Annotated in this window: 20 protein-coding genes; 9 read left to right on the top strand and 11 right to left on the bottom strand. The window is 57.3% G+C overall.

What is annotated here, in order from left to right; all coding sequences use genetic code 11:
- Window positions 1-9: 9 nt before the first annotated feature.
- On the top strand, window positions 10-1947 hold the full coding sequence (locus GSQ86_RS20080; protein WP_158751958.1) for a sodium:solute symporter family protein: 1938 nt from the start codon (window positions 10-12) through the stop codon (window positions 1945-1947).
- Window positions 1948-2199: 252 nt separating this feature from the next.
- Here GSQ86_RS20080 and GSQ86_RS20075 read toward each other — a convergent pair whose 3' ends face one another.
- Window positions 2200-3315 (bottom strand): VWA domain-containing protein, encoded by a 1116-nt coding sequence (locus GSQ86_RS20075; RefSeq protein WP_158751957.1) that lies wholly within the window; start codon window positions 3313-3315, stop codon window positions 2200-2202.
- Entirely contained in the window at window positions 3299-4363 is a 1065-nt protein-coding gene (locus tag GSQ86_RS20070; RefSeq protein ID WP_158751956.1) for a VWA domain-containing protein, read from the bottom strand. The genes GSQ86_RS20075 and GSQ86_RS20070 overlap by 17 nt, the downstream gene beginning before the upstream one ends.
- A gap of 250 nt (window positions 4364-4613) precedes the next feature.
- Here GSQ86_RS20070 and GSQ86_RS20065 point away from each other — a divergent pair, with 250 nt between their 5' ends.
- The 6 genes from GSQ86_RS20065 to GSQ86_RS20040 are packed head-to-tail and all read left to right on the top strand — an operon-like array spanning window position 4614 to window position 9591.
- Complete coding sequence (locus GSQ86_RS20065; RefSeq protein WP_158751955.1) at window positions 4614-5948, top strand: DUF1015 domain-containing protein; 1335 nt, start codon at window positions 4614-4616, stop codon at window positions 5946-5948.
- A 22-nt stretch (window positions 5949-5970) separates the two neighbouring features.
- Complete coding sequence (locus GSQ86_RS20060) at window positions 5971-6723, top strand: N-acetylmuramoyl-L-alanine amidase (protein ID WP_158751954.1); 753 nt, start codon at window positions 5971-5973, stop codon at window positions 6721-6723.
- On the top strand, window positions 6720-7328 hold the full coding sequence (locus tag GSQ86_RS20055) for a GerMN domain-containing protein (RefSeq protein ID WP_158751953.1): 609 nt from the start codon (window positions 6720-6722) through the stop codon (window positions 7326-7328). Before GSQ86_RS20060 ends, GSQ86_RS20055 begins: the two co-directional genes overlap by 4 nt.
- On the top strand, window positions 7325-8116 hold the full coding sequence (gene murI, locus GSQ86_RS20050; RefSeq protein WP_256366851.1) for a glutamate racemase: 792 nt from the start codon (window positions 7325-7327) through the stop codon (window positions 8114-8116). The genes GSQ86_RS20055 and murI overlap by 4 nt, the downstream gene beginning before the upstream one ends.
- A 31-nt stretch (window positions 8117-8147) precedes the next feature.
- Window positions 8148-8915, top strand: a complete 768-nt coding sequence (locus tag GSQ86_RS20045; protein WP_158751952.1) for an enoyl-ACP reductase — start codon at window positions 8148-8150, stop codon at window positions 8913-8915.
- Between the two features lie 55 nt (window positions 8916-8970).
- Window positions 8971-9591: a YukJ family protein gene (locus GSQ86_RS20040; RefSeq protein ID WP_158751951.1), complete on the top strand. Its 621-nt coding sequence runs from the start codon at window positions 8971-8973 to the stop codon at window positions 9589-9591.
- A 10-nt stretch (window positions 9592-9601) separates the two neighbouring features.
- On the opposite strand, the gene eutC is transcribed toward GSQ86_RS20040, so the two are convergent.
- The 9 genes from eutC to GSQ86_RS19995 form a co-directional block, all read right to left on the bottom strand.
- Complete coding sequence (gene eutC / locus GSQ86_RS20035; protein WP_158751950.1) at window positions 9602-10342, bottom strand: ethanolamine ammonia-lyase subunit EutC; 741 nt, start codon at window positions 10340-10342, stop codon at window positions 9602-9604.
- A complete protein-coding gene (locus GSQ86_RS20030) occupies window positions 10339-11751 on the bottom strand; it encodes an ethanolamine ammonia-lyase subunit EutB (protein WP_305782174.1) in 1413 nt (470 codons plus the stop codon). Before GSQ86_RS20030 ends, eutC begins: the two co-directional genes overlap by 4 nt.
- 41 nt (window positions 11752-11792) lie before the next feature.
- The gene (gene eat / locus GSQ86_RS20025; protein WP_158751949.1) at window positions 11793-13208 is read right to left on the bottom strand and encodes an ethanolamine permease; all 1416 of its coding nucleotides are present in this window, start codon (window positions 13206-13208) and stop codon (window positions 11793-11795) included.
- Window positions 13209-13415: 207 nt separating this feature from the next.
- Window positions 13416-13892: a tRNA (adenosine(37)-N6)-threonylcarbamoyltransferase complex ATPase subunit type 1 TsaE gene (gene tsaE / locus GSQ86_RS20020; protein ID WP_158751948.1), complete on the bottom strand. Its 477-nt coding sequence runs from the start codon at window positions 13890-13892 to the stop codon at window positions 13416-13418.
- Window positions 13889-15478 (bottom strand): NAD(P)H-hydrate dehydratase, encoded by a 1590-nt coding sequence (locus GSQ86_RS20015; RefSeq protein ID WP_158751947.1) that lies wholly within the window; start codon window positions 15476-15478, stop codon window positions 13889-13891. The genes tsaE and GSQ86_RS20015 overlap by 4 nt, the downstream gene beginning before the upstream one ends.
- Window positions 15479-15548: 70 nt before the next feature.
- Complete coding sequence (locus GSQ86_RS20010) at window positions 15549-16790, bottom strand: penicillin-binding transpeptidase domain-containing protein (RefSeq protein ID WP_158751946.1); 1242 nt, start codon at window positions 16788-16790, stop codon at window positions 15549-15551.
- Window positions 16791-16991: 201 nt separating this feature from the next.
- Window positions 16992-18299, bottom strand: coding sequence for a cell division protein FtsZ (ftsZ, locus tag GSQ86_RS20005; protein WP_158751945.1), 1308 nt, complete (start codon window positions 18297-18299; stop codon window positions 16992-16994).
- An 8-nt stretch (window positions 18300-18307) separates the two neighbouring features.
- Window positions 18308-19525 (bottom strand): cell division protein FtsA, encoded by a 1218-nt coding sequence (gene ftsA, locus GSQ86_RS20000; RefSeq protein ID WP_158751944.1) that lies wholly within the window; start codon window positions 19523-19525, stop codon window positions 18308-18310.
- The gene (locus GSQ86_RS19995; RefSeq protein ID WP_158751943.1) at window positions 19522-20622 is read right to left on the bottom strand and encodes a cell division protein FtsQ/DivIB; all 1101 of its coding nucleotides are present in this window, start codon (window positions 20620-20622) and stop codon (window positions 19522-19524) included. Before GSQ86_RS19995 ends, ftsA begins: the two co-directional genes overlap by 4 nt.
- A gap of 284 nt (window positions 20623-20906) precedes the next feature.
- Between GSQ86_RS19995 and GSQ86_RS19990 the strand changes: the two genes are divergently transcribed.
- On the top strand, window positions 20907-21887 hold the full coding sequence (locus GSQ86_RS19990; protein ID WP_158751942.1) for an ROK family protein: 981 nt from the start codon (window positions 20907-20909) through the stop codon (window positions 21885-21887).
- Window positions 21888-21950: 63 nt separating this feature from the next.
- Window positions 21951-22964 carry a LacI family DNA-binding transcriptional regulator gene (locus GSQ86_RS19985; RefSeq protein ID WP_216841222.1) on the top strand — a complete coding sequence of 338 codons (1014 nt, stop codon included), beginning with the start codon at window positions 21951-21953 and terminating at the stop codon, window positions 22962-22964.
- Window positions 22965-22967: the final 3 nt, after the last annotated feature.

The raw sequence follows: 22967 nt of genomic DNA, 5'->3' as shown, positions 1-22967 counted from the left end.
GAGAAGCGCATGTCATTAACCCTTGCGGACTGGCTTGTCATAGCCGGTTATCTGCTATTCAATCTGCTGATTGGCGTTTATTACCGCAGCAAATCGAGCGGCTCGACCGAAGATTTTTTCGTCTCAGGACGCGACGTGTCCTGGTGGCTGGCGGGTACCTCGATGGTGGCGACCACCTTTGCTGCCGATACGCCGCTACTGGTCTGCGGCCTGGTAGCGACGCAGGGTATTTCCGGCAACTGGATCTGGTGGAGTCTCTGCCTCAGCGGCATGACGACGGTCTTCTTCTTTGCCCGCTACTGGCGGCGCGCTGAAATTCTTACTGACGTAGAACTTGTTGAGATCCGTTACGGCGGTAAGCCTGCAGCGTTTTTGCGTGGCTTCAAAGCGATCTACCTTGGCCTGCTGATGAACTGCTTCATCCTCGGCTGGGTCACGCGGGCGATGGTCGATATTATCTCCGTGGTGCTGGGACCGGTGATCGCGCAAGGGCGCATGTTGCAGTTGAGCATCGGCGGCCATGCGCTGTTTCATTACACGCTGGGCGATCCACGGCATACGGCGCTGGCAATCTGCATCTTTATTTTGGTTCCCTTCACGGGTCTTTACACTTTCATTGGCGGACTCTGGGGCGTGCTGGTCACCGATCTCTTCCAGTTCGCGCTGAAGATGACGATGATCGTCGTGCTGGCGTGGCTGGCGGTTTCGCAGATTGGCGGCATGCATGCCCTCAAATTGCAGCTTGCCGTGGTTGGCGAGTCCACGCGAGCTGCTGGACAGCCAACCTCCAATGTCTTGTCGTTCCTGCCCGACTTCCATACCGGGCTTACCACCGCAAATATCTGGACGCTGCCGCTGCTTACGTTTCTGATGTACATCGGTGTGCAGTGGTGGGCGGCCTGGTATCCGGGCGCGGAGCCGGGCGGTGGCGGTTACGTGGCTCAGCGCATGTTCAGCGCCAAGAATGAGCAGCACTCGCTCGGGGCAACGCTCTGGTTCAATATTGCGCACTATGCGCTGCGGCCCTGGCCGTGGATTGTGACCGGCCTTGTCGCACTGGCGGTGTATTCGCCTCACGGGGGATTGCATCCGAGCGCGGCTTACGCTGCGAATCCGCAACAGGGCTACGTGATGGTGCTACGCGACTATCTGCCTCCTGCATTGCGTGGCTTGATGGTTGCCGCGTTCCTGGCTGCCTATATGTCGACGATCGGCACGCAGCTGAACTGGGGCACTTCGTATCTGGTCAACGACTTCTATCGCCGCTTCTGGAAGAGGAACGGCAGCGAAAAGCATTACGTTTTCGTCAGCAAGATCATTACGGTCATTCTTGTGCTGGCGAGCGGTTATGTTGCCAGCCAGCTGACTTCGATCAGTGCCGGATGGGAGCTGGTTCTCAATCTTGGCGCGGGCACGGGCGCGGTTTATATCCTGCGATGGTTCTGGTGGCGCATCAATGCCTGGAGCGAGATTTCCGCGATGATCGTTGCGGCTGTCGTCGCTCTCGCGCTATCGCATGTTGGGTTCACTGGCAATAATGCAGTCGTTTTTGCCAAATCCACGCTCATTACCGCTGGTGTGACGACAATTGCATGGCTGGTGGCAACATTCGTTACGCCTGCCGAGAAGGAATCGACGCTGCTGGCCTTCTACCGTCGAGTGCATCCAGCGGTCTATGGCTGGAAACATATTGCTGCACAGGCTCCGGAGCTGCCCCCGGTACGCGACTTTGGAGCGAACGCCTTCGATACGGTCATGGGATGCGTGCTGGTTTACGGAACGCTCTTCGGACTGGGTAAGTTCGTCTTCGGCGAGTGGATCAGCGGGACGGTGCTGATCGTCATTGCCGCCATTGCCGGCTACCTGATCTGGTGGGACCTCTCACGTCGCGGATGGGAGACTTTATCGGGCGTAAAGATGAAGGAAGTTCCGGTTGTGGAAGGATAGACGCCCGTCCACTGTTTGTACGGAGATCATTTATTTACGTAACTTATGAAATAAAAAAGGGGGAGATGAAAATCTGCCCCCCTTTTTTATGTAGCGATTTTCAGCGTCAACCGGGGAGGATAACCGTCATTCTGACCCTGGGGAACGAAGGGGAAGAATCCTCCAGCGATGCTGATTTGAGATTCTTCCTTCCTTTGATCGTCAGAATGACGGCGGTTTAGCGCTATCAGACAATAATCCGAAGCTGCCAGTTCACTGTTTTTGATGCGACGAGGTGGCTTGTGCGGCCACGCTGTTTTTGTCGCTTTTAGGGTAATAGCCGCGTTTAGTGCGTACGTTTAGCTTGCTGTGGCCGGGAGCGCTGGCCTGGACATTCACGAGGCGGTAGCCTCCTTTGCTCGCAGGATTTGTCGAGTGATAGCCGATGGTGTACTGATTGCGGATATCGCGAGCGACTTCGGCGCAGATCTCATCCACTTCCGAGAGTGAATGCGGAAAGTAAGATATCCCTCCGGTCTCATTCGAAAGCATCTGCAGGGCGCGACGGGCGCGGTGCGCTTCCCGGCCTCCGCCACTGTCTCCAAAGAGCAGGCCAATGGAGTAAACCACCGGCCCTTCGAGGTCCTGGACACGACGAATCGTCTGTTCAAGGTTCAGGCTGGAGGCATTGTCTTCGCCATCGGTGACGATGAGCAGCACCTGCTTGGGGCGTTTTGCATTTTTGGCCAGCTGATCGGCGGAAGCAACCACAGCGTCGTAAAGCGCAGTTCCGCCTTTGGAATCAATGTGAGCCAGGCCGTCGCGAAGCTTATTAATATCGGAGGTGAAGTCCTGATCGATAAAGGCCTCGTCGGAGAAGTTGACGATGAAGGCTTCATCCTGCGGATTGGAGGCCTTGACCAGATCGAGTGCCGCAGAATTTACCGCAATGCGCTTGTCGCGCATTGAGCCTGAGTTGTCGACGAGAATACCCATCGAAACAGGAATGTCCTGGTGCTGAAAAGAGGCGATGTTTTGCGTCACACCGTCTTCAAAGACATGGAAGTTATCCTGCTTCAGGTCATTCACCAGGTGGCTATGGTCGTCGAGCACTGTGGCGTTCAGGACCACTTCGTCCACGTCACGGTGGAAGGTGAATTCGCCCCTCCTGCCATGCTCAAGCGTGCCCGGGCGCGCTGCTCCCGGATTATTTGGGCTGACGGGCTGATTGTCGGCAGCATCGGGCGAAACGATGGGATCACGGTCAACGGTGAGTGGCGGCTGCTGATCGGGCCGTGCCTGCGGCGCAGGAGCCTGAGCCCAGCCGGAAGCAAAATAAGCGAAAAGGAGAACAAAAACAACGGCAGGCCGTTTATTGCAATGGCGCATAGTATCCAGTGCGTGCATGAACAGTAAGCAGGGGCAGCCCAGGAGGCGGAACCAGCTTTACTTTCAATTTACGCCACTTGCCGTCTTTTCGTAGATCATCGGGGTTGAAGCCCAGCACATATTCGTTGCGCAACTCGGCACTGATCTTTTCGGCGATATCACCCATTTCGGCAATATCATCCACGCGGAAGAGCCTGCCCCCGGTTTCGCCGCTGATGTCGTTCAGCAGCATGGGGCCGAGCCGCTCCTCGGTGGTGGCGGCGTAAGGATCGAAGATGCCGATGGAGTAAATCTGCACGTTGGATTCGCGTACGGTAGCGCGAACCTCGTTTTCCGTGTAACGGCTGCGGTTATCTCCTCCGTCGGAGACGATGAGGATGGCGCGACGATCGTATTTGGCCTGCTTCATTTTGTTCAGGCCAAAATAGATCGCGTCGAGAAGGGCGGTACGGTGCTCAGCGTGGACCATGGTTAGGCGCGCTTCTACATCCTGTGGGTTCGAGGTGAAATCCTCGATCAGCTCCGGACGATCGTTGAATCCGATGACGAAGAACTCATCCTGAGGGTTCGCGGTGTGCATGAACTGAAGGATGGAATCGCGGGCGCGAATGACCTTATTGGCCATGCTGCCGCTCAGGTCGAAGATGATTCCGATTGATACCGGAGCGTCTTCCTGCGAGAAGGTTTTGATGTTCTGAAGCTTGTTGTTTTCATAAACGAAAAAGTTCTGCTTTTCGAGGCCGGTCACGAGGCGGTCCATTGGATCGGTGACGATGAGCGGCACCAGCACAAGGTTTACATCGACACGGATGCGCTCGTTGTGGCGGGCGTTCATAGCGTCTTCACCCTGCAGTAGCGGAGGCGCGTCAGGTTCCGGCTTTGGCGGAGGTGGCGGCACGTGGACGCGGTTCAACTGATCTTCCTGCGCGAAAACACGCAACGGAGAAATCGTCAGCAGTCCCAAAAGCAGCACAATAAGAGCGGATGCAATGTGGCCGTATGCAGTTCCGGTCGAGCGAGCGAGATTGCGCCCCAGCAAGAGCGCCATGAGTGGGTACCCTCGTCCTTCTTGAGCAGAATCGTAGCACGGCGGCTCGAAAGCTGGTCCAGGACTTTTCGATGCCATGAGAATCGATACGGTGAAGCGGTGGTTATGGTTGCCGAGTCGTTCTTTCTGCGCCGGAAAAGCGGTGGCTCAGCGATGGAAACTCCTCCAGAATGCGTGGGATACAATCGAGATAGAGCAATCACTGCCCCGACAATAAAAAATCAGAGCTCCGGGAGTTATCGCCGCTCGCATGGCCCGCATCTATCCGTTTCGCGCATTGCGCTACAATCCATCGCTTGTTCGTGTAGAGGACTGCGTAACGCAGCCATACGATAAGATTTCTCCCTCGATGCAGCAGGCGTATTACCAGAAAAGCCCCTACAATCTGGTTCGCATTATTCTTGGTCTGCCGGAGCTTTTTGACGGCGCCGAAAACGCCGATGTGTACACCCGCGCGGCCCGCGATTTCTCCGACTGGCGCGAGAGCGGCATTCTGGCGCAGGAAGTGGAGCCCAGCATCTATGCCTACTCGCAAAAATTCACAGTGCCGGGTTCCGATAACAAGGTTCTGGAGCGCCGCGGCTTCATTGCGCTCGGAGGACTGCACGACTACAGCGAAAAGGTCGTCTTCCGTCACGAGCAGACCCTGTCAAAACCGAAGTCCGATCGGCTGAATCTGCTGCGAGCCACGCGCGCGCATTTCGGACAGATTTTCATGCTGTACTCCGATCCGGGACTGACGGCGGAAAGACTTCTCTTCAACGAGAGCGCGGTGCCGGAGATCGAAGTGACCGACGAATACGATGTGTTGCACCGTGTCTGGAAGATCAGCGAGCCGGGCACGATCAATATCCTCGCCAGCGCGCTTCGGGATAAGAAGCTGATCATCGCTGACGGACACCATCGCTATGAAACGGCGCTGAATTACTCGAAAGAGCATGCGCCTGCGCAGCCGACCTCGAGCGAGCGGAATACGGCCTCGCTGCCACACCCACCTTATCCCGAAGCCGCAGTGATGATGACCTTCGTGAATATGGATGCGGAAGGACTTGTGATTCTGCCGACGCATCGCGTGGTCTTTGGCTTGAAGAATTTCGGTCCCGCAGCGGTTGTGGAGCAGGCAAAGACTTATTTCGACGTGGAACAAGTCGATTCCGAGGATGCAGTGACTTTGCAGAAAACGCTCGCTGAGGCAGGCTCTGAAAGAACTGCGCTGATGGCTGTCACGAAGGCTGGCAATTTTCTTTTAATCGCAAAGCCGGAGACGATTGGGAAGGCGCTGTCACACCTTTCCGAACGGCAGCGGCAACTGGATGTGGCGCAATTGCACGGCCTGGTTCTTGAACAACTGCTGGGCATTACGCCGGAGGCGATACGCGAGCAGACCAATCTGCGATATCTGCGAGAGGCAGAGGAAGCCATGGAACAGGTAGCAAATGGCGAAGCAGATATCGCGTTTCTGATGAATCCGGTAACCATGAATCAGCTGCGCGAGGTTGCATTTGCCGGTGATGTGATGCCGCAGAAATCCACCGATTTTTTCCCAAAGCTGTTGAGTGGGCTTGCGATCTATCCGCTGGACTGAAATAGGCTGCTGACGCTGTCGTATGCCGATATTTTCCGCCACAATTCGATTTGCACTTTTTTTATTGCTCCCGGTGATGGCAATTGGCCTCGCGGCACAGGAGACGCCACCTCCATCGAGCTTGCCCGATATCAGCAAAATGCCGGCGGTCCCCTCGGCACAGAGAGCACAGGTGCAGCCGCAGTATGTTGTCGTGCTGGATGCCGCGCATGGCGGCGCTGATGCCGGCGCGCGCTTCAGCGATACGCTGGAGGAGAAAGATTTATCGCTGGGCTTTTCGGTGCGGCTTCGCCAGGCGCTGGCCTCACGGGGCATTCAGATCGTGACGACTCGGGACGCCGACACGCTGATACCTATGGTTTCGCGTGCTGAGGCAGCCAATCGCGCCATGGCGGCGGCGTGTGTCACGCTGCATGCTACGACCACCGGGAGCGGCGTGCATCTGTTTACCTCGTCACTCGCGCCCATTCCGTACTCCAAACTGCTTCCCTGGCAGACGGCGCAGGCCGCTTATGTAACTCAGAGTCTGCGGCTGTCTTCTGAAATCAGCACAGCGCTTGGCCATGCAGCGGTTCCGGTTACGTTGGCACGCACTGCGCTGCAGCCGATGGATAGTTTCGCCTGCCCGGCGATTGCAGTGGAGATTGCACCGCTCGCCCAGGGAAATACGACAAAGGCGACGCCGCTGACGGATGTGAGTTATCAGAACAAGATCATCGACGCGCTGACTGCCGCACTCATGCAGTGGAAGAACGACTGGAGACAGCAGCCTTGATTCCCCGTTTCCAGCGCGTTGCATTCTGGGCCATGCTGGTGGTGGCCGTCATCATGGCGATCGTGCTGATTCGCATGCGCGAGCGGGCGCATGACCGGTTGATAACCGCTGCGAACAGTCTGCCGCTGAGCGCACCTTCGAGCGCGCCGGTTGAAAAAATCACCCTGCTGGTGGCGAATGATCTGGACGGGTCGCTGATTCCGGTGGAGCGCAGCTTCCCGATGCCGAAGGATCCGAATGCGCGAGCACGCGTGCTGATGCAGAAGCTGCTCGAAGAATATGCCGCGCCAAAATCAACCCATCCGATTGCGAATGCTTCGGGTGTGGATGAAGTATTCCTGATGCCTGTTTCGCAACAAAAGGACGGCCAGGGACTAATGGCGGTGGTGAATCTGAATTCGGCCTTTGTACAGGCGCAGCCCTCCGGTATTGAACCGGAAACTCTGACGGTGCTCTCGATGATTGCGACGCTGCATGCGGATCTTCCGCAAATTACTGAGGTTCGCTTTCTGGTGGACGGCCAGCAGAAAGACACGCTTGCCGGTCACGCGGATTTGACTCGCGTGTATCTCGCATCGGATACGGAGACGGCGGTGCGCGAGTGAAGATTGGCGTCTTTGATTCGGGCGTGGGCGGATTGACGGTGATGGCGGCTCTGCTTCGCCACGTACCGGCAGCGGACTATGTATATCTGGGCGATACGGCGCGGCTGCCCTATGGGTCGAAATCACAAGCCACGATTGCGCGCTATGCGGTTTCAAGTGCGCGTTTTCTGGCGGAAGAGGGCGCGGAATTTCTTGTCATTGCCTGCAACACAGCGAGCGCGCTGGCTCTCGACGCCATCAAGGATGCGGTGCGCGTCCCGGTGCTGGGCGTGATCGAAACGGGCGCGAATGCGGCGCTGGCTCACTCTCAGACGCAGGATGCGCTGGTGATTGCGACGGACGCGACGGTGCAGAGCCATGCTTATGAGCGGGCCTGCGCGGAGCGCGGTCTGCGCGCGCTGGAAAAGGCGTGCCCCCTGCTGGTTCCGCTGGTGGAAGAGGGATGGATTGAGCATCCGGTGACGCTGGAGGTGCTGCGTATTTATCTTTCAGAGCTTATGGATGAAGCGGTGGCAAAAAACCTGAATGCGGATACGCTGGTGCTTGGGTGCACCCATTATCCGTTGCTGCGTTCGCAGATTCAGCGGGCGATTCCGGATTTGCGGGTGATCGATTCGGCGGAAGCGACGGCGATGCAGGTGGCGGCTGCACTCGGCGACAGGGCTGGCGGCGGAGCCGGGCTGCGCCGGTTTTATGCAACGGATTCTGTAGATAAATTTCGCCGTTTAGGATCGAGATTTCTTGGCGAGGAAATCGCCGGAGTCGAGTTAGTAGATCTCGGCGGCTGATATGCTTACGTGTTTGGAGGGAAGAAGTTCCATGTTGAATCTTGAAGGACGGGTAGCCGTCGTATTTGGAGTTGCCAATAAGCGCAGCATTGCCTGGGCGATTGTGCAGAAGTTGCATGAAGCAGGCGCGAAACTGGCCATTGGTTATCAGAACGAACGCCTTAAGGCAGAGGCCGAAAGCCTGATTGCAGATCTACCGGGAGCTGAGGCTTTTCAGTGCGATGTGTCAAACGACGGCGAAATTACGCAGGTTTTTGAGCAGTTAAAAGAACGCTACGGCAAGCTGCATGTGCTGGTGCATTCCGTTGCCTTTGCGCCCGCCGATGAACTGAAGAATGACTTTGTGCAGACTTCGCGTGAAGGCTTCCGTATAGCGCATGACATTAGCGTCTATTCGCTGATTGCGCTCAGCCGCGCGGCGGCTCCTTTGATGACCGCGGGCGGCAGCATTATCACGCTGACCTACTTCGGCGCAGAAAAAGTTGTTCCCAACTACAACGTTATGGGCGTCGCCAAAGCCGCGCTCGAGGCTACGGTGCGCTACCTGGCAGCAGATCTTGGCAGAAAGAATATTCGCGTAAACGCCATCTCCGCAGGACCGATCAAAACGCTGGCCGCGCGCGGTATCGGCGGCCTCAGCGATATGCTCAAAGCCCACGCCGACCGCGCACCCCTGCACCGCAATGTGGAGCAGGCGGAAGTTGGCGGCACAGCGCTCTTTCTTGCATCTGATTTAGCAAGCGGCATAACCGGCGAAACGGTCTATGTCGATTGCGGTTACAACATCATGGGCTTCTGATCTTTCATCGCCCTGCAGTCAGCTACGCGTACGGTTACAGCTTTCGGAGTATTCAATGCCTATTTACGAATACAGCGTGCTCAAGGGCGATCCTCAGTCTGGCAACCTATCGCCCGACTCGCAGCCGCATTATCTAATCAATGTGGCTGCGGGTGGGAAAACTTATCAGATCGCGGTGAACATCGAATCAACCAACGGCTCGCAGGTTCTCTATTTCATTAATGAGAACTTCACGCCGCCCGATGCCTCTCTGCTCGACGCTCTCGCCGTTGGCATGACCCGGCTGACGATGCAGGATAATCCCGCAGTGGATTTTGTGCGCAGCACGACAAATGGTCAGCCGATCGTTACGTTGAGCCAGATGCAATTGCTGCCGCTGCCCGGAAAGACCGAGTCTTCGAATCTGAAGAACGCAGTGATTCAGTTCTTGAACCAGGCGATTGCCGATGACAACGGCACCATTTACGCCTTCGGCAGCCAATACACGGAAGGCACCGGCATTCACGATATTCACATGAACCAGGGAAATCCGCCGGGAAGTTTCGAGAAAGACAATGGCATCTGGCAGGATGGATTGCTGGTCTTTGAACTTCCTGCGAGCAAGACGTGGGCTGCGATCTTTATCGCGTTTCAGACTGAATCGTGGACGACGGATAACAGCGGCAATCCTGCCTAATGGTCAATTGTCAGGAAAGTCGCAGCTGATCGCTTTCGTCTTTGAGTGCGACGCCGGAGTGTCCGATTTTGTGCGCAGCAAGCATCAGGTGATACAGTTTGTGCGCTGCGGCCTCGTAGCTCAATCCCTCAGGGCGCACGTTGGAGATGCAGTTCCTGTCCGCATCCGTGCGTCCTACACGCGGATCGTAAGTGAGATAGATGCCGAGGCTATCAGGCGAGCTAAGTCCGGGGCGCTCACCGATCAACATCACCGTCATCTCTGCTTTCAGTAATTCGCCGATCTCATCGCCGAGCGCGACACGGGCCTGCGTGGCGATGATGACAGGAGCGATTTGCCAACTTTCCAGCGTGTGCTTCATTTGTTGCAGCATAGGGATGGCGTGATGCTCGGGCGCAATCGCCGAAAGGCCATCGGCGACGATAAAAACCAAGTCGCATTTTGAAAGCGAGGTTAATCGAGAGTGGCTCTCAGCGTTTAACTTCCGCCCCAGATCCGGACGGCGGAGGTACTCGGCCCGGTCTTGCGCGGCGCTTTGTACTGTGATCGATTCAAGGCACTGCGCGGCTATGTCCAAGGTAAGAGCTTCGGTGTTGAGTGCATGATGCACGGCATCGCGCGCCTGCGCATGCGCCAGACCGAACTCAAGAACTTCGCGTGTCGGCAGGCTGTCTCCTGCGCGGCCTAAAGCGAGGCGCGCTCCCGTGAAGCTGCGCAGCCGCGTCCACGGATTCTCGATGATTTCGCTCATGCACTTTCGAGCAATCGCGCAGCGCCAGGCAGCAGGCGTTCTGAGAGGTTGCCATCCTGGCTGGTGATGCCCATTTTTTCCAGCCATGCCTCAAACTCCGGCGCTCGTTTTAGTCCGAGAACGCTACGCACATACAGCGCGTCGTGAAAGGATGTGCTCTGGTAGTTGAGCATGATGTCGTCGGCTCCGGGGACTCCCATGATGAAGTTCACGCCTGCGACGGCCAGCAACGTGAGCAGCGTGTCCATATCATCCTGATCGGCCTCGGCGTGGTTGGTGTAGCAGATGTCGCAGCCCATGGGCAGTCCGAGTAGCTTGCCGCAGAAGTGATCTTCCAATCCCGCGCGCGTGATCTGCTTGCCGTCGTATAGATATTCAGGTCCGATAAATCCCACTACTGTGTTTACCAGCAGCGGGCTGAAGGCACGCGCAACAGCATATGCGCGTGCTTCGCAGGTCTGCTGATCGACGCCGTGGTGCGCATCGGCAGAGAGAGCACTTCCCTGCCCCGTTTCGAAGTACATCACGTTATTGCCGACGGTTCCACGACTCAAAGACAATCCCGCTTCGTGCGCTTCCTTGAGCAGGGTCAAATTGACGCCAAAGCTGGCATTTGCTTTTTCTGTTCCGGCGATGGATTGAAAGACAAGATCGACGGGTGCGCCCTGTTCGATTGCCTGTATCGTCGTCGTCACATGCGTGAGGACGCATGACTGCGTTGGCACTTCATACCGCTCACGAAATTTGTCCAGCATATCGAGCAGCGTTATCACAGCGCTCAAGCTGTCGCTGGCGGGGTTGATGCCGATGACGGCATCTCCGCAGCCATAGAGCAATCCGTCGAGCATCGATGCCGCGATGCCTTTAGCATCGTCAGTCGGATGATTCGGCTGCAGGCGCACTGACATCTGTCCCGGTAGTCCGATGGTGTTGCGAAAACGCGTGACGACGCGGCATTTCTGCGCGACGAGAATCAGATCCTGATTGCGCATCAACTTGGAAACAGCTGCGGCCATCTCCGGCGTAATGGCTGGTGCGATGCGCGTGAGCGTCTCGGTATCGGTTGCGTGGCTGAGCAGCCAGTTGCGAAAATCGCCCACCGTGAGATGGCCGATCTCGGAGAAGGCTCCGGCATCATGCGTATCGAAAATAAGCCGCGTGACTTCATCGGATTCATAGGAAATTACAGCTTCTTCGAGGAAGTGCTTCAGCGGAACATCGGCCAATGCCATGCGCGCAGCCATGCGTTCTTCTTCGCTTTCCGCTGCGACACCGGCCAGCTCGTCGCCGGAGCGTGCAGGGCTCGCCTTGGCAAGCAGCGTCTTCAGGCCGTTGAAGCGCCAGATTCGGCTACCGATGGTGTGCGTGTAGGCCATGATGTCACAGATAGTGTAAGGCTTTGCATTCATGCCGATCGAAGCAAACTCGAGATCCTTCGACTTCGCTGCGCTCAGGACGATGACAGTGGTGTTGAGTCGGCTGCGTGTTCGCGCTGGCGGCGAGTAAGCAGGAAGTAGATGAATCCCGCGGCCAGTAACCCTAGAAAGACCAGCGCGACAAGGCGATTGTAATAAAGCATCGTCCCCATGCAGAGAATGGAGCAAATCAGCGCAAACGCAGGAAAGAATGGATAGAGCGGCGCTTTATAGCTGCGATGCAAATCGGGACGCGTCGTGCGCAGGCGAAAGAGGGCCAGCATGCTGAGGATATACATCAGGATGGCGCCGAAGACCGACATGGTGACGATGTTCGCCGTCAGCGTCTGGCCGCCGAAGGTGATGAGCTGATCGCTGTAGATGGCGGCGATGCCAACTGCTCCTCCGGCGAGAATGGCGAGCCAGGGCGTCTTGAAGCGCGGATGGATACTCGCGAGAAAACGCGGGAGGTAGCCGGCACGTGCGAGGGCAAATATCTGCCGCGAGTAGCCGAGAATGATGCCGTGAAAGGAGGCGATCAGCCCGAAGAGTCCGAGCCAGACCAGCATGTGCAGCCATCCACTCCGCACCCCGACGACTATCTTCATCGCCTGCGGCAGCGGATCGTTAATATTGGCGAGCTTGGTCCAATCGCCTGCGGAGCCGGCGAAAATCATTACGCCTAACGCAAGCGCCACCAGCGTAACGATGCCTGCGATATATGCAATTGGAATCGATCGCTTCGGATCTTTCGCTTCTTCAGCGGCCATGGCGACGCCTTCAATCGCAAGAAAGAACCAGATCGCAAACGGGATCGCCGCAAAGATTCCGGGCACAGCATGCAAAGTGAGATGATCGCTGCCCGCCCACCCACCGCGAAGAAAATTGGCGAAATGAAAGCCGGGTGTGACCACGGCCATAAAGACTAACAGTTCGAAAATCGCCAGCAGTGTGACCAGAAGCTCAAAGGCGGCGGCTATCTGCACACCGATGATGTTGAGCGCCATGAAGACGAGATACGCGCCGAGCGCGGCGTGTTTTGGAGCCAGCGCCGGAAATTGCACATTGAGGTAAGCACCGATTGCCAATGCAATGGCCGGCGGAGCAAAGACAAACTCCACCAGCGTAGCCGCGCCTGCAAAGTATCCGCCGATAGGACCGAAGGCAGCACGCGCATAGGCAAAAGGGCCGCCGGCGTGAGGGATGGAACAGGTCAATTCAGTGAAGCTGAAGATGAAGGTCGCATACATCGCTGCGATCACCAGCGACGTTACAAGGAAGCCGAGCGTACCTGCGCTCGCCCATCCATAGCTCCACCCGAAGTATTCGCCGGATATGACGAGGCCGACTGCGATGCCCCAAAGCTGCCAGGTGCCGAGCGTCTGTTTCAGATCATGATGTGCGGTGATAGGAGGCGTTTCGATGGCTTGCGACACGCTTGCTGGTTTCATCCTTTATCAGATTGTGGATGATAAGAGCCGCGGGCGCTAGAGAAAAAGATCCCTCATCGTGAGTGACGTCATTCCGAACGCAGCGAAGAATCCAAAGATCGCTGACGGATGCAACTACGCTGGCGGTTCTTCTGGATTCTTCGCTACGCTCAGAATGACAGCATTCGGAAGCTAGTCTTTCTGAACGACGGCATTCGTACGGAAGCTCTAGTCTTTTAGGGTCAGCGTGATTTTGCGCGAATCGCCGCCAGTAGACTTCATCACAATCTCGCCATTGCTGCGCTTGGCAACACTTGGAAATTTGTCTCCCCATTCGACGAGCACGATGCTGTCGGGCGTCGCAATTTCGTCAAGTCCGAGCGAATCGAGTTGGCGCTCCTGCTCGATTCGATACAGATCGAGATGGTAGAGCAACACTGGCTCGTCTTTACCGTGCTCATGCCTCGTGCCTTCATATTCATGGATGAGCGTGAAGGTAGGGCTCGTGACTTCATCCGGATCGGCGGCGTCGAGTGCTTCGGCGATGCCTTTGACGAGCGTAGTCTTGCCCGCGCCGAGGTCGCCCTTCAGGATGAGAAACTTGGGGGGCGTGAGCAATTTCGCGATTTCGTGGCCTGCACGAATCGTGTCGGCGGCGTTGTTTGTCTCGAACTCGTGGACTTTCGTGCCTGTCGCCTGTGTCATCGTGGCATCCCCTGTATCCAAACATACCCGCCTTTGTCCTCGGAACGAAAGCGAAAAGCTGTTGAAAGATGCGCGATGGTGTCGGTCGCCAGCAAAGTGTGCTCATCCTGTTCACGCACGGCAAAGTCGGCGGCGAGGCCGTGGAGGTAAACAGCGGCGTTCACTGCCTCACCTGCAAGGTGCGGGTATTGCGCCAGCATCGCAGCGACGATGCCGGTGAGAATGTCTCCGCTGCCTCCCTTCGCCATGCCGGGGTTTCCAGTGGTGTTGATGGCGATGCTGCCATCAGGATGGGCAATCAAGGTACGCCAACCTTTGAGTACGAGCGTGACGCGATGGTTCATCGCAAATTCACGGGCCAGCGGCTCACGGTTGGCCTGTACTTCGCTGGTGCTGATGCCGGCGAGCCGCGCCATTTCTCCCGGATGAGGTGTCAGCACTAGCAATCGGTTACGTCCATCGATTTTTTCTTTGTGTTTGGCGAGGATGTTGAGAGCATCTGCATCGAGAACAGTGGGAAGATTTGTTTTCTCTAGCAGTCCGAGAAGAAAGGCTTCGGTTTCAGGCGATTGCCCAAGACCGGGGCCTATAGCGAGCACGGTTTTCTTGTCGAGGAGTTCTTTCAGAGTATCGGCGTCAAGATTGCTGCTGCTGATCTCGCCCTGGCTACCTGCGCGAAGAGGAATCGTCATCAGCTCCGGAGTGATGCGCGCGACAGCGTCAAGAATGGGCTGGGCTACTGCTGCGGTGACCAATCCAGCGCCCGTGCGTAACGCGGCCAGCGAAGCCATCGAAGGTGCGCCTGCTTTGCCGTAAGAGCCTCCGATGACCAGCACGTGGCCGTATTTACCTTTATTGCTCTCGGCGGGACGCGGTGTCTCTGTCACGCGCTTCGAGGCTCCCGCCCATGTGAGGTTCAATTCGGACGTGATCGCCTCATCCGGTGAGCCGATTCCCGCAACGACGATTGGCTTATGCGCGCTGTCTGTCAGGTTGCCGCAAACATGGGCAAGCTTCGGGGCGGTGAAGGTCACCACAGCGTCGGCGCGATAAGCACCGTCGGCCAGATACTCGCGAGAATCCGCGTCCCAACCCGACGGCAGATCGACGGCCACGACAGGAGCAACAAGGCTGTTGATGCGATTGCGCAACGCCAGCGCCACTCCCTTGAGCGGAGGCTTGAAACCTGTGCCCACAACCGCGTCGAGAAAGAGATCCGACTCCTTCAACAGATCGATGATCTGGGCGGAGTCAAGTGCGGCTTCGTCCGGCGCGAGAACGGGCGCCAGCTCCATGCGCTCGAACATTTCTTTCGCATCGCCCTTCAGATCTGCGGGATAGCCAAGCAACAGCACCTTTACCTTACGCCCTGCTGCGGCGAGTGCACGCGCCGCTACAAATCCATCGCCGCCATTGTTGCCCTTGCCGCAGAGGACGGTGATCCGCTCCGCCTGCGGGAATTCGGCCAGCACGAAGCGGGCGACCGCGTGCCCGGCGTGCTCCATCAGTTCAAGCGAAGGCACTGCGTAATGGTCTGTGGTTACGCGGTCTGCGGCGCGCATCTCGTCTGCGGTGAGAATTTTCATGTCCTGAAAATAGTAACTGAATGAAAACGGCCTCCGATGTGGAGGCCGTTCTGTCGCAAGTTGAGATGCGTTATTCGCTGACTCCGAAAGCCGTCTTCGCGGTCGTCGTTTCCGCAGGCTGCTTGGCCGCGAAGTAGCTCTTATCCCACAGGTTGCGGTAGAAAAGGCCAGTCAGTTCGGCGGCCTTTGGTCCGAAGGTCGGGCGTCCGCCTTCGAGGAAGAAGACGGTGACGATGCGGCCGTACTGCGTATCGGCATAAGAGGCGAACCAGCCAAAGCGGGTGCCGTTATCGGAGCAGGTACCGGTCTTACCCATCACCGGAAACTGATTGAAGTTGGCCTTCAGCGAACGCGCAGTGCCGTATTGAACCGCTGCGTGCATGCCGTCCTGAATCTCCGGGATGATTTTGCCGATATCGAGTGTGCGCTTGATGCGCGGCTGATAATTGGTGACTTCATCTACGGTCGTTGGGTGCTGCAGATAATACAGAGTTCCGCCGTTGGCGACAGCTGAGACCAGCGCACCGAGTTGCAGGGGCGTCATCGAAACGCTCTCGCCGAAAGAGCACATACGGCCTACGCCGCCCTTGCTTTCCGGCAACTCCTGGTCGGGGTAGATGCCAAGCTGCTCATTGGGTATGTTGTAACCGGCCAGTTCACCCAGGCCGAACTGGTTGGCGTAGTGGCGAACGCGCTCAAAACCAAGCCGGCGGCCCAGCGTCTCAAAATAGAGATTGTTGGAATGTGCGAGGGCCTCGGTCAGGTTCATATGATAGGAACCGCCAAGATTCACCGGCGTGTCCTTGGTGATGATGCCTTCCTCGAGAGCGGCCAATGCAACTGAAACCTTAATGGTCGAGCAGGGCTCTGCACCGCTCGAAAGGGCCAGCTTCTGGTTGACCATCGCCAGGATGCGGCCATTGCTGGGGTCAATGGCGACTACGGTGCCGTTCATATTTCCCAGCGCGTCGATAGCCGCCTGCCGGACCACGGGATCTTCTCCGCCAATCAGATCGCTGTTCGTAATATCGATATCGGTAAATGAGTTTCCAGTAAACCGTTCATAGGAGCGATGATGCCGGCTTGTCAGGCTGGCGTGGCGAACATGCCCATGGCTCACCGCAGCCGTAGATGCCGCCCGACGGCTGTGCTGAAGATGCGAGATATGCTGGGTCGCATTTGCAGATTCCTGAACATGCGCGTGCGAGTGGCGGGTCGAATGATGCGGGGTCGTGTTGGTATCCCCGGCATAGAGCGATCCCGGCAACGCGGCCAGTCCTAACAGGAGAGCGAAATTTGCTATGCGTTTCATCTATAGATCCATCCTGAGCTCAGCTACTCTGAATTGCATCGTACGCACAGAAACAGTCTGAACTTCCTGCAAAACTACCAACCTACCCTGATGGTTCCGAAATGGGCTATCTCGTTTCCACTCCGGGAAATACACTCATTTTATAAATGATGGATGGGGCTCGGTCGAGCGATGTCCCTAATATACCCATCCATCTCTATTTTACAAACCCCCGCGGCGCATAAATGCAGGAATATCCAGATTTTCGCCCGATTCTTCCTCATGTGCGATCCCGAAAACGTCAATTGGCGGAAAAGGCTCGGCTACAGCTACCGCAGCTACCGGCTCCGCGAGATGCACCGGTTCGGGAATATGGACCGGTTCTGGAACTGGCGCCACAGTGACCGGGATCTTACGGCGGGGCGTTTCGTTCTCGTCCTCGCTCATAAAGCGTGGCGTTTCTAGCGCACCTTCTCCGCGAGTCTCGACATGGACGCGGGCTGAAGACGTCGTTCGCAATGCGGCAGTCAGCATGCGTTCACGACGCTCCGGCATATCCTGACGGAAGCCGGTGGCGATGACGGTGATCTTCACATCGTCGCCCATCGATTCATCGAGCACCGCGCCGAAGATGATGTTCGCATCTTCATGGGCCGCGTTCTGAATCAACGTCGAAGCCTCATTCACCTCGCTCAGCTTCAGTGAGCTGGATCCGCTGATATTGATGAGAATGCCCTTAGCTCCGTCGATGGCTCCATCTTCAAGCAGCGGTGACGCCATAGCTGCCTGGGCTGCTTCGATCGCGCGGTTTTCGCCTCCGCGCATCGCCGTGCCCATGACTGCGTAACCCATGCCTGCCATCGTGGTCTTTACATCGGCAAAATCGCGGTTGATGATACCCGGAATCGTAATAATGTCCGAAATGCCCTGAACGCCCTGCCGGAGCACGTCATCGGCGATGCGGAAGGATTCGAAGAAGCCAGCATCCTTGGCGACAGCCAGCAACTTTTCATTGGGGATCACGATCATCGTGTCGACACTGTCGAGCAGCTCCTGCATGCCGCGGTCGGCCTGCATCATGCGCCGCTTGCCCTCAAAACCGAAAGGCCTCGTCACGACAGCGACCGTCAGAGCGCCCATTTCGCTGGCAAGCGATGCGATGACCGGAGCAGCGCCGGTTCCTGTGCCGCCGCCCATACCGGCGGTGACAAAGACCATGTCGGCGCCTTCGAGCGCTTCGATGATCTTTTCCGAATCTTCGAGCGCAGCGCGGCGGCCCACGTCAGGGTTCGCGCCTGCACCGAGACCGCTGGTGAGCTTCATTCCCAGCTGCAGCTTGACCGGGGCCTGCGAAAGCTGTAGCGCCTGCGCGTCCGTGTTGGCGGTGATGAATTCAACGCCCTCGACACGGGCTGAAATCATGCGGTTGACGGCATTGCCGCCGCCGCCGCCGACGCCGATGACTTTGATCTTCGCTCCGTGCGGGAGCTGTTCGTGGTACTGAATACGGATTTCTTCTGACGGGTTCATTTGTGCTCCTACAGACTTCCTGCGAAGATGGCGCGCAGCTTTGCGCGCAGTCCCTGGTCTTCCGCCGCACGGGTCACGCTGGTGCGGTGGGCATACAAAAGCATTCCAACTAAAGCTGTATATTCCGGTGCAATCAGTTCTTCCGGCATGCGCGAAAGCGGCACAGGTGTCCCGATACGCGCTGGAACACGCAGCAGGCTCTCTGCGGTGTCGAGCAGTCCCGGCAAACGCGATCCACCGCCGGTGAGTACGCAGCCCGCGCCCAGCGCTTCCAGCACTCCGCCCTGACGCAGATTCTCGCGCAGCAACTGGAAGAGCTCGCGGGCGCGAGGCTCGAGAATTTCGCTGATATAGCGCTGTCTGACGGTGCGCGGCGAGTGCCCCGGCATTCCCTGCAACTCGATTTCATTGGACGAAGAGACGCTGGTCACCACGGCATGCCCGTAATTGCACTTGATCCACTCCGCTTCCGGAACAGAAATGTGCAGGCCGACGGCAAGATCATTAGTGAAGTGGCTGCCGCCGATCGGGATCACCGAAGTATGCGCAACCGAACCTTCAAAGAAGACGACCAGCTCGGTCGAATCCGCTCCAATGTCGATGAGGCATGAACCAAGCTCGCGCTCATCGGCGGATACGGTCGCTTCGGCTGCGGCAATCGCTTCAAAAACTGATTCCGTCACCTCAAGCCCTGCTTTATTCGCGCAGGTAACTACGCTCTGCAGCGCGGAAGCCGAGGCGGTCGAGATGTGCAGGTTCACTTCAAGACGGCTGCCCACCATGCCGACGGGATCATGAATTCCCGGCTGCTCGTCGAGGATGAACTGCTGCGGCAGCAGGTGGATGATTTCGCGATCATTGGGCAGAGACACAGATCGGGCGCGATCGACGGCAGCGCGTACATCTTCGCGGGTGATCTCGCGCAGACGCGTTCCCAGGCTTACGCCCCCGCGGCTGTTGAGTCCGCGTATATGGCCGCCTCCGATACCAACTACGCAGTGGTCAATCGTTTCCATGGCCATGCCTTCGGCTGTGGTCGCTGCCTTGTTGATCGACTGGGTAGCATTTTTCAGGTCGGCAACAAGTCCTTTGCGCATGCCGGTCGATTCGGTCTCGCCGTACCCGCGAAAACGCAACGCGCCTTCATGCAATTCAGCCACCAGCACACGTGTTTTCGCGCTTCCCACGTCGAGCACCGTCAGCAGGTTTTCGGTCTTCTGGCTCATGCTCTCTTCCTGTGGGGGTGCGCTATGGGATGGGCTTTTGCCACTGTTTTCCGTGCAGGCGCAGCTACGGGCGAAGATGGAGCGGGCGAACTTGCGACCGGAGCGCTCTCCTGCGGAGCATCCGGCGTCATCTTCAAGACTACCTGGCGGTCATAGCGGAGATCTACTGAAGCGAGATGTGGATATTGCTGCTTCCACTCCGCCAGATGCGCCTGGTATTCGCGCCAGCGATTGAGGAAATTGTCCTCACCGAAATGCAGCAGAATATCGGAATTGCCTGAAGAAACCAGACCCTGCACATCTTCCGGATCGGAAATATCAATCTCGCTCATCTGCTGCGAGAGCTTCTCGCCGGTCGAGTCGATTTCATTCATAAATTTCTGGTAAAGCCGCATGCGTGGATGGCGCACCGAGAGCGGGTCCTGCGGATTGATGCCGGTCACGACCGGGAAGGAATAATGTTTGGCCGCCAGCGCTGCGGCCGGCATGTCGAGAATGACGCCATCGCCATCGACCAGCTTGACCTGGTTGCCGACGCGCACAAAGGCAATCGGCGAACGCTCGACGATTGAGACGCGCAGCTGGTTCGGCATCACGCGCATCACGGTCGCGTGCGCTACCCAGGGAACCTGCTCGAGTTCCTTGCGGCGTTCTGTCAACGGGACAAAGAAGAGGTTTCGGCCAATATCAGAGCCGAAGACTGTCAACAGGGCCGCGCGCGTCAACTGGCTGTTGCCGTCGATCTGAATGGCGGAAGCCGAGTCAATACGGAAACGAGGATCGTGATCGAGAAAGTTTTTAACTGCCATCCCTGCCAAAACAAACATTGCGACCACGATCGCCGCTGACGTGCCCAGCATGATGCGTCCGGGCATGGTCTTGGTGAGGAAGCCAGGCAGAACGCCCTTCCGGACAGGAACACGCCTGCGCGAGCGCAGGAAAACCTCTTCGCCGTCCGCCTCGTTCTCTTGCCGCCGAGGAACAGAGCGCTGCGATCGCGTGCGCGGAACCGTGGGAGCCGCAGGACGAAGAAATTCGTCTGCTGTCTCTTCCTCGGCCAGCACCGTGCCGTTTCTGTAGGTATCTGTCTTAGCCACGCCTGAGCAGGGTCGTGAGAGTCGCCAACCAAACTATAACGTGAGCACCTCTGTGGATCGCCGTGAAATTCCAGCAGGTACCTCGGAGGGTAATCCCGAAAGAAAACATTCGAGATGAAATTCTTTAAACAAGTTGACGAACTGATCCCGCTGATGCCTCTTTCAATGCAAGCCGCACTCGTTGAAGCGGGCAAATAGAGACTTTGGAAATTGGAATTCTTCTTCTGTTGATGTGATAACGTTATCAATGGCGTAATACAGATAAGAGGTATGTTTTCCTGCGCATGAGTACGTATTCGATCGGCATTGACCTGGGCGGCACCAATCTTCGCATCGCCGCTTACGGAGCAGACTGGACTCGCTTTGAAGCTATCACCCTGCCGACGCGAGTGCTGGACGGTCCTGGCGCCGTTCTTGACGATATGTGCGGAGCCGTCAAACAACTCATCGCTGTTTACGGTGGACGCGAGAAGCTGGTCGGCGTTGGCGTCGGAAGTCCTGGTCCACTCGAATTACCTTCGGGACGGCTGCTGGAGCCACCGAACCTGCCCGGTTTTGAAGGACTGGAGCTGAAAACGGAGCTGGAAAGTCGCCTGAGGCTTCCGGTATTTGTAGAATGTGACGCCAACGCCGCCGCATTGGCAGAATGCCACGCAGGAGCCGGCAAGAGTTCGGGCTATCAATCGCTCTGCATGCTCACGCTGGGAACCGGCGTCGGCAGCGGTATTATCCTGAATGGCCATGTCTGGCACGGCTTCAATGGAATGGGCGGCGAGGCGGGACACGTTCCCGTGTATCACGATGGCCTGCCCTGCGGCTGCGGCACTCGCGGATGCCTGGAACAATATGCCTCAGCCACAGCCATTGCCCGCGCCGGACAGCACGTTGTTCTTGCCAAGCAAAATGGAAACGGCTCCGTCACCGCACGCAGTCTCGCGGAAGCCGCTCTGGCCGGCGACCCAGACGCGAAACAAGTATACAAAGGCGTAGGCGAGGCGCTGGGAATCGGACTGGCCAGCCTGGTCAGCACTCTCAATATGCCGCTCTATGTCATCGGTGGAGGCGTGGTAGCTGCATGGGATCTCTTCGCACCGGCTATGTTCGCTGAGTTAGAACGCGGCAGCTATGTCTACCGCCTTAGCAAGCCGGCCGACCCATTTGTTCTGGAAGCAGGCCGTACAAACGTCGTCGCCGCTGAGCTTGGTTCCGATTCGGGCCTGCTCGGCGCAGCTATGCTTCCCTTCTTCCATTCGCTGAACAGTTGATGGTGCTTCCGGCGGATGCGATGGTCATATAACATCGCCTCACGTATGGAACGAAAACCTACCATGAACGATGTCGCGCGCGTGGCCGGCGTCGGTACCATGACCGTGTCGCGCGTGTTGAATGGCTCCGCCAATGTCACGGAAGAGACCGCGAAACGCGTCTACCGTGCCATCGAAAAGCTGGGATACCGTCCTAATGAAATGGCACGGGCACTTCGCAGCTTCAAGTCGCGCACCATCGGGCTCATTGTTCCTTATCTTTTCGATCCGTTCTTCGCCACCTGCGCCCACGCTGTTAACACGGTTGCGCGTGAACATAACTACTCCGTCATCCTCACCACATCCAACGAAGACCCAGTCACTGAGTTCAATGAAGCCCAGTCGATGCTGCAGCGTCACGTCGAAGGGATGCTCATCATCCCGGCGGACATCCGTAAATCACGCGTCAGCCAGGCCGAATTTGCCGGCACGCACATTGTTACTCTGGATCGCCCCGTGCACGATGCGCGTCTCGACTCCGTGCAGGTGCAGAACCAGAGCGGCGCCAAGCGTGCCGTGCAGCACCTGATTCAACAGCATGATCATAAGCGCATTCTGTTCCTCGGCTTCAACCGGAATCTTTATACCGTGCGCTCGCGCTTCGAGGGATACCGCCGGGCCATGCAGGAAAGCCATCTGGAGCCGTCGGCAACGTTTGACTGTTCATCCGAGGAAACGACTGCTGAAATTATCGATAACCAGCTTCAGGGCAAGAATCCACCCACTGCCTTTTTTACCGCAAACAATCTCACCACGCGTTACTCGCTGCACGCTCTGCTTGAAAAAGGAGTCCGCGTACCGGAAGAGGTCGCACTCGTCGGCTTCGATGACTTTGAACTCGCTGACATTCTGCATCCGACGCTCACCGTCGTGCGCCAGCCCGCATCTGAGCTGGGCCGCGTGGCAGCGAACCTGCTTTTCGACCGCATTAAGCGCGATGAATTTCCCGAGGAAGGAAGCCGCATCGTGCTCCCGGTAGAGCTGGTCATTCGCCGGTCCTGCGGCTGCAAAGCTCGACACTCTACTGTGATCGCGTGATCC

It is taken from the genome of Acidobacterium sp. S8, assembly GCF_009765985.1.
Lineage (GTDB): Bacteria > Acidobacteriota > Terriglobia > Terriglobales > Acidobacteriaceae > Alloacidobacterium.
Note: the sequence above shows the minus strand (reverse complement) of the source record. Positions and strands in the feature narration are given on the sequence as shown.

Excerpts from the sequence above, each read along its gene's own strand:
- ftsA (WP_158751944.1), bottom strand. The coding sequence starts at position 19,525 with ATGAGCCAGAAGACCGAAAACCTGCTGACGGTGCTCGACGTGGGAAGC.
- tsaE (WP_158751948.1), bottom strand. The coding sequence starts at position 13,892 with ATGACACAGGCGACAGGCACGAAAGTCCACGAGTTCGAGACAAACAAC.
- GSQ86_RS20065 (WP_158751955.1), top strand. The coding sequence starts at position 4,614 with ATGGCCCGCATCTATCCGTTTCGCGCATTGCGCTACAATCCATCGCTT.
- GSQ86_RS20070 (WP_158751956.1), bottom strand. The coding sequence starts at position 4,363 with ATGGCGCTCTTGCTGGGGCGCAATCTCGCTCGCTCGACCGGAACTGCA.
- GSQ86_RS20010 (WP_158751946.1), bottom strand. The coding sequence starts at position 16,790 with ATGAAACGCATAGCAAATTTCGCTCTCCTGTTAGGACTGGCCGCGTTG.
- eat (WP_158751949.1), bottom strand. The coding sequence starts at position 13,208 with ATGAAACCAGCAAGCGTGTCGCAAGCCATCGAAACGCCTCCTATCACC.
- GSQ86_RS20030 (WP_305782174.1), bottom strand. The coding sequence starts at position 11,751 with ATGAATGCAAAGCCTTACACTATCTGTGACATCATGGCCTACACGCAC.
- GSQ86_RS20040 (WP_158751951.1), top strand. The coding sequence starts at position 8,971 with ATGCCTATTTACGAATACAGCGTGCTCAAGGGCGATCCTCAGTCTGGC.
- GSQ86_RS20060 (WP_158751954.1), top strand. The coding sequence starts at position 5,971 with ATGCCGATATTTTCCGCCACAATTCGATTTGCACTTTTTTTATTGCTC.
- GSQ86_RS20045 (WP_158751952.1), top strand. The coding sequence starts at position 8,148 with ATGTTGAATCTTGAAGGACGGGTAGCCGTCGTATTTGGAGTTGCCAAT.
- ftsZ (WP_158751945.1), bottom strand. The coding sequence starts at position 18,299 with ATGAACCCGTCAGAAGAAATCCGTATTCAGTACCACGAACAGCTCCCG.
- eutC (WP_158751950.1), bottom strand. The coding sequence starts at position 10,342 with ATGAGCGAAATCATCGAGAATCCGTGGACGCGGCTGCGCAGCTTCACG.
- GSQ86_RS20075 (WP_158751957.1), bottom strand. The coding sequence starts at position 3,315 with ATGCGCCATTGCAATAAACGGCCTGCCGTTGTTTTTGTTCTCCTTTTC.
- GSQ86_RS19985 (WP_216841222.1), top strand. The coding sequence starts at position 21,951 with ATGAACGATGTCGCGCGCGTGGCCGGCGTCGGTACCATGACCGTGTCG.
- GSQ86_RS20080 (WP_158751958.1), top strand. The coding sequence starts at position 10 with ATGTCATTAACCCTTGCGGACTGGCTTGTCATAGCCGGTTATCTGCTA.
- GSQ86_RS20015 (WP_158751947.1), bottom strand. The coding sequence starts at position 15,478 with ATGAAAATTCTCACCGCAGACGAGATGCGCGCCGCAGACCGCGTAACC.
- GSQ86_RS19990 (WP_158751942.1), top strand. The coding sequence starts at position 20,907 with ATGAGTACGTATTCGATCGGCATTGACCTGGGCGGCACCAATCTTCGC.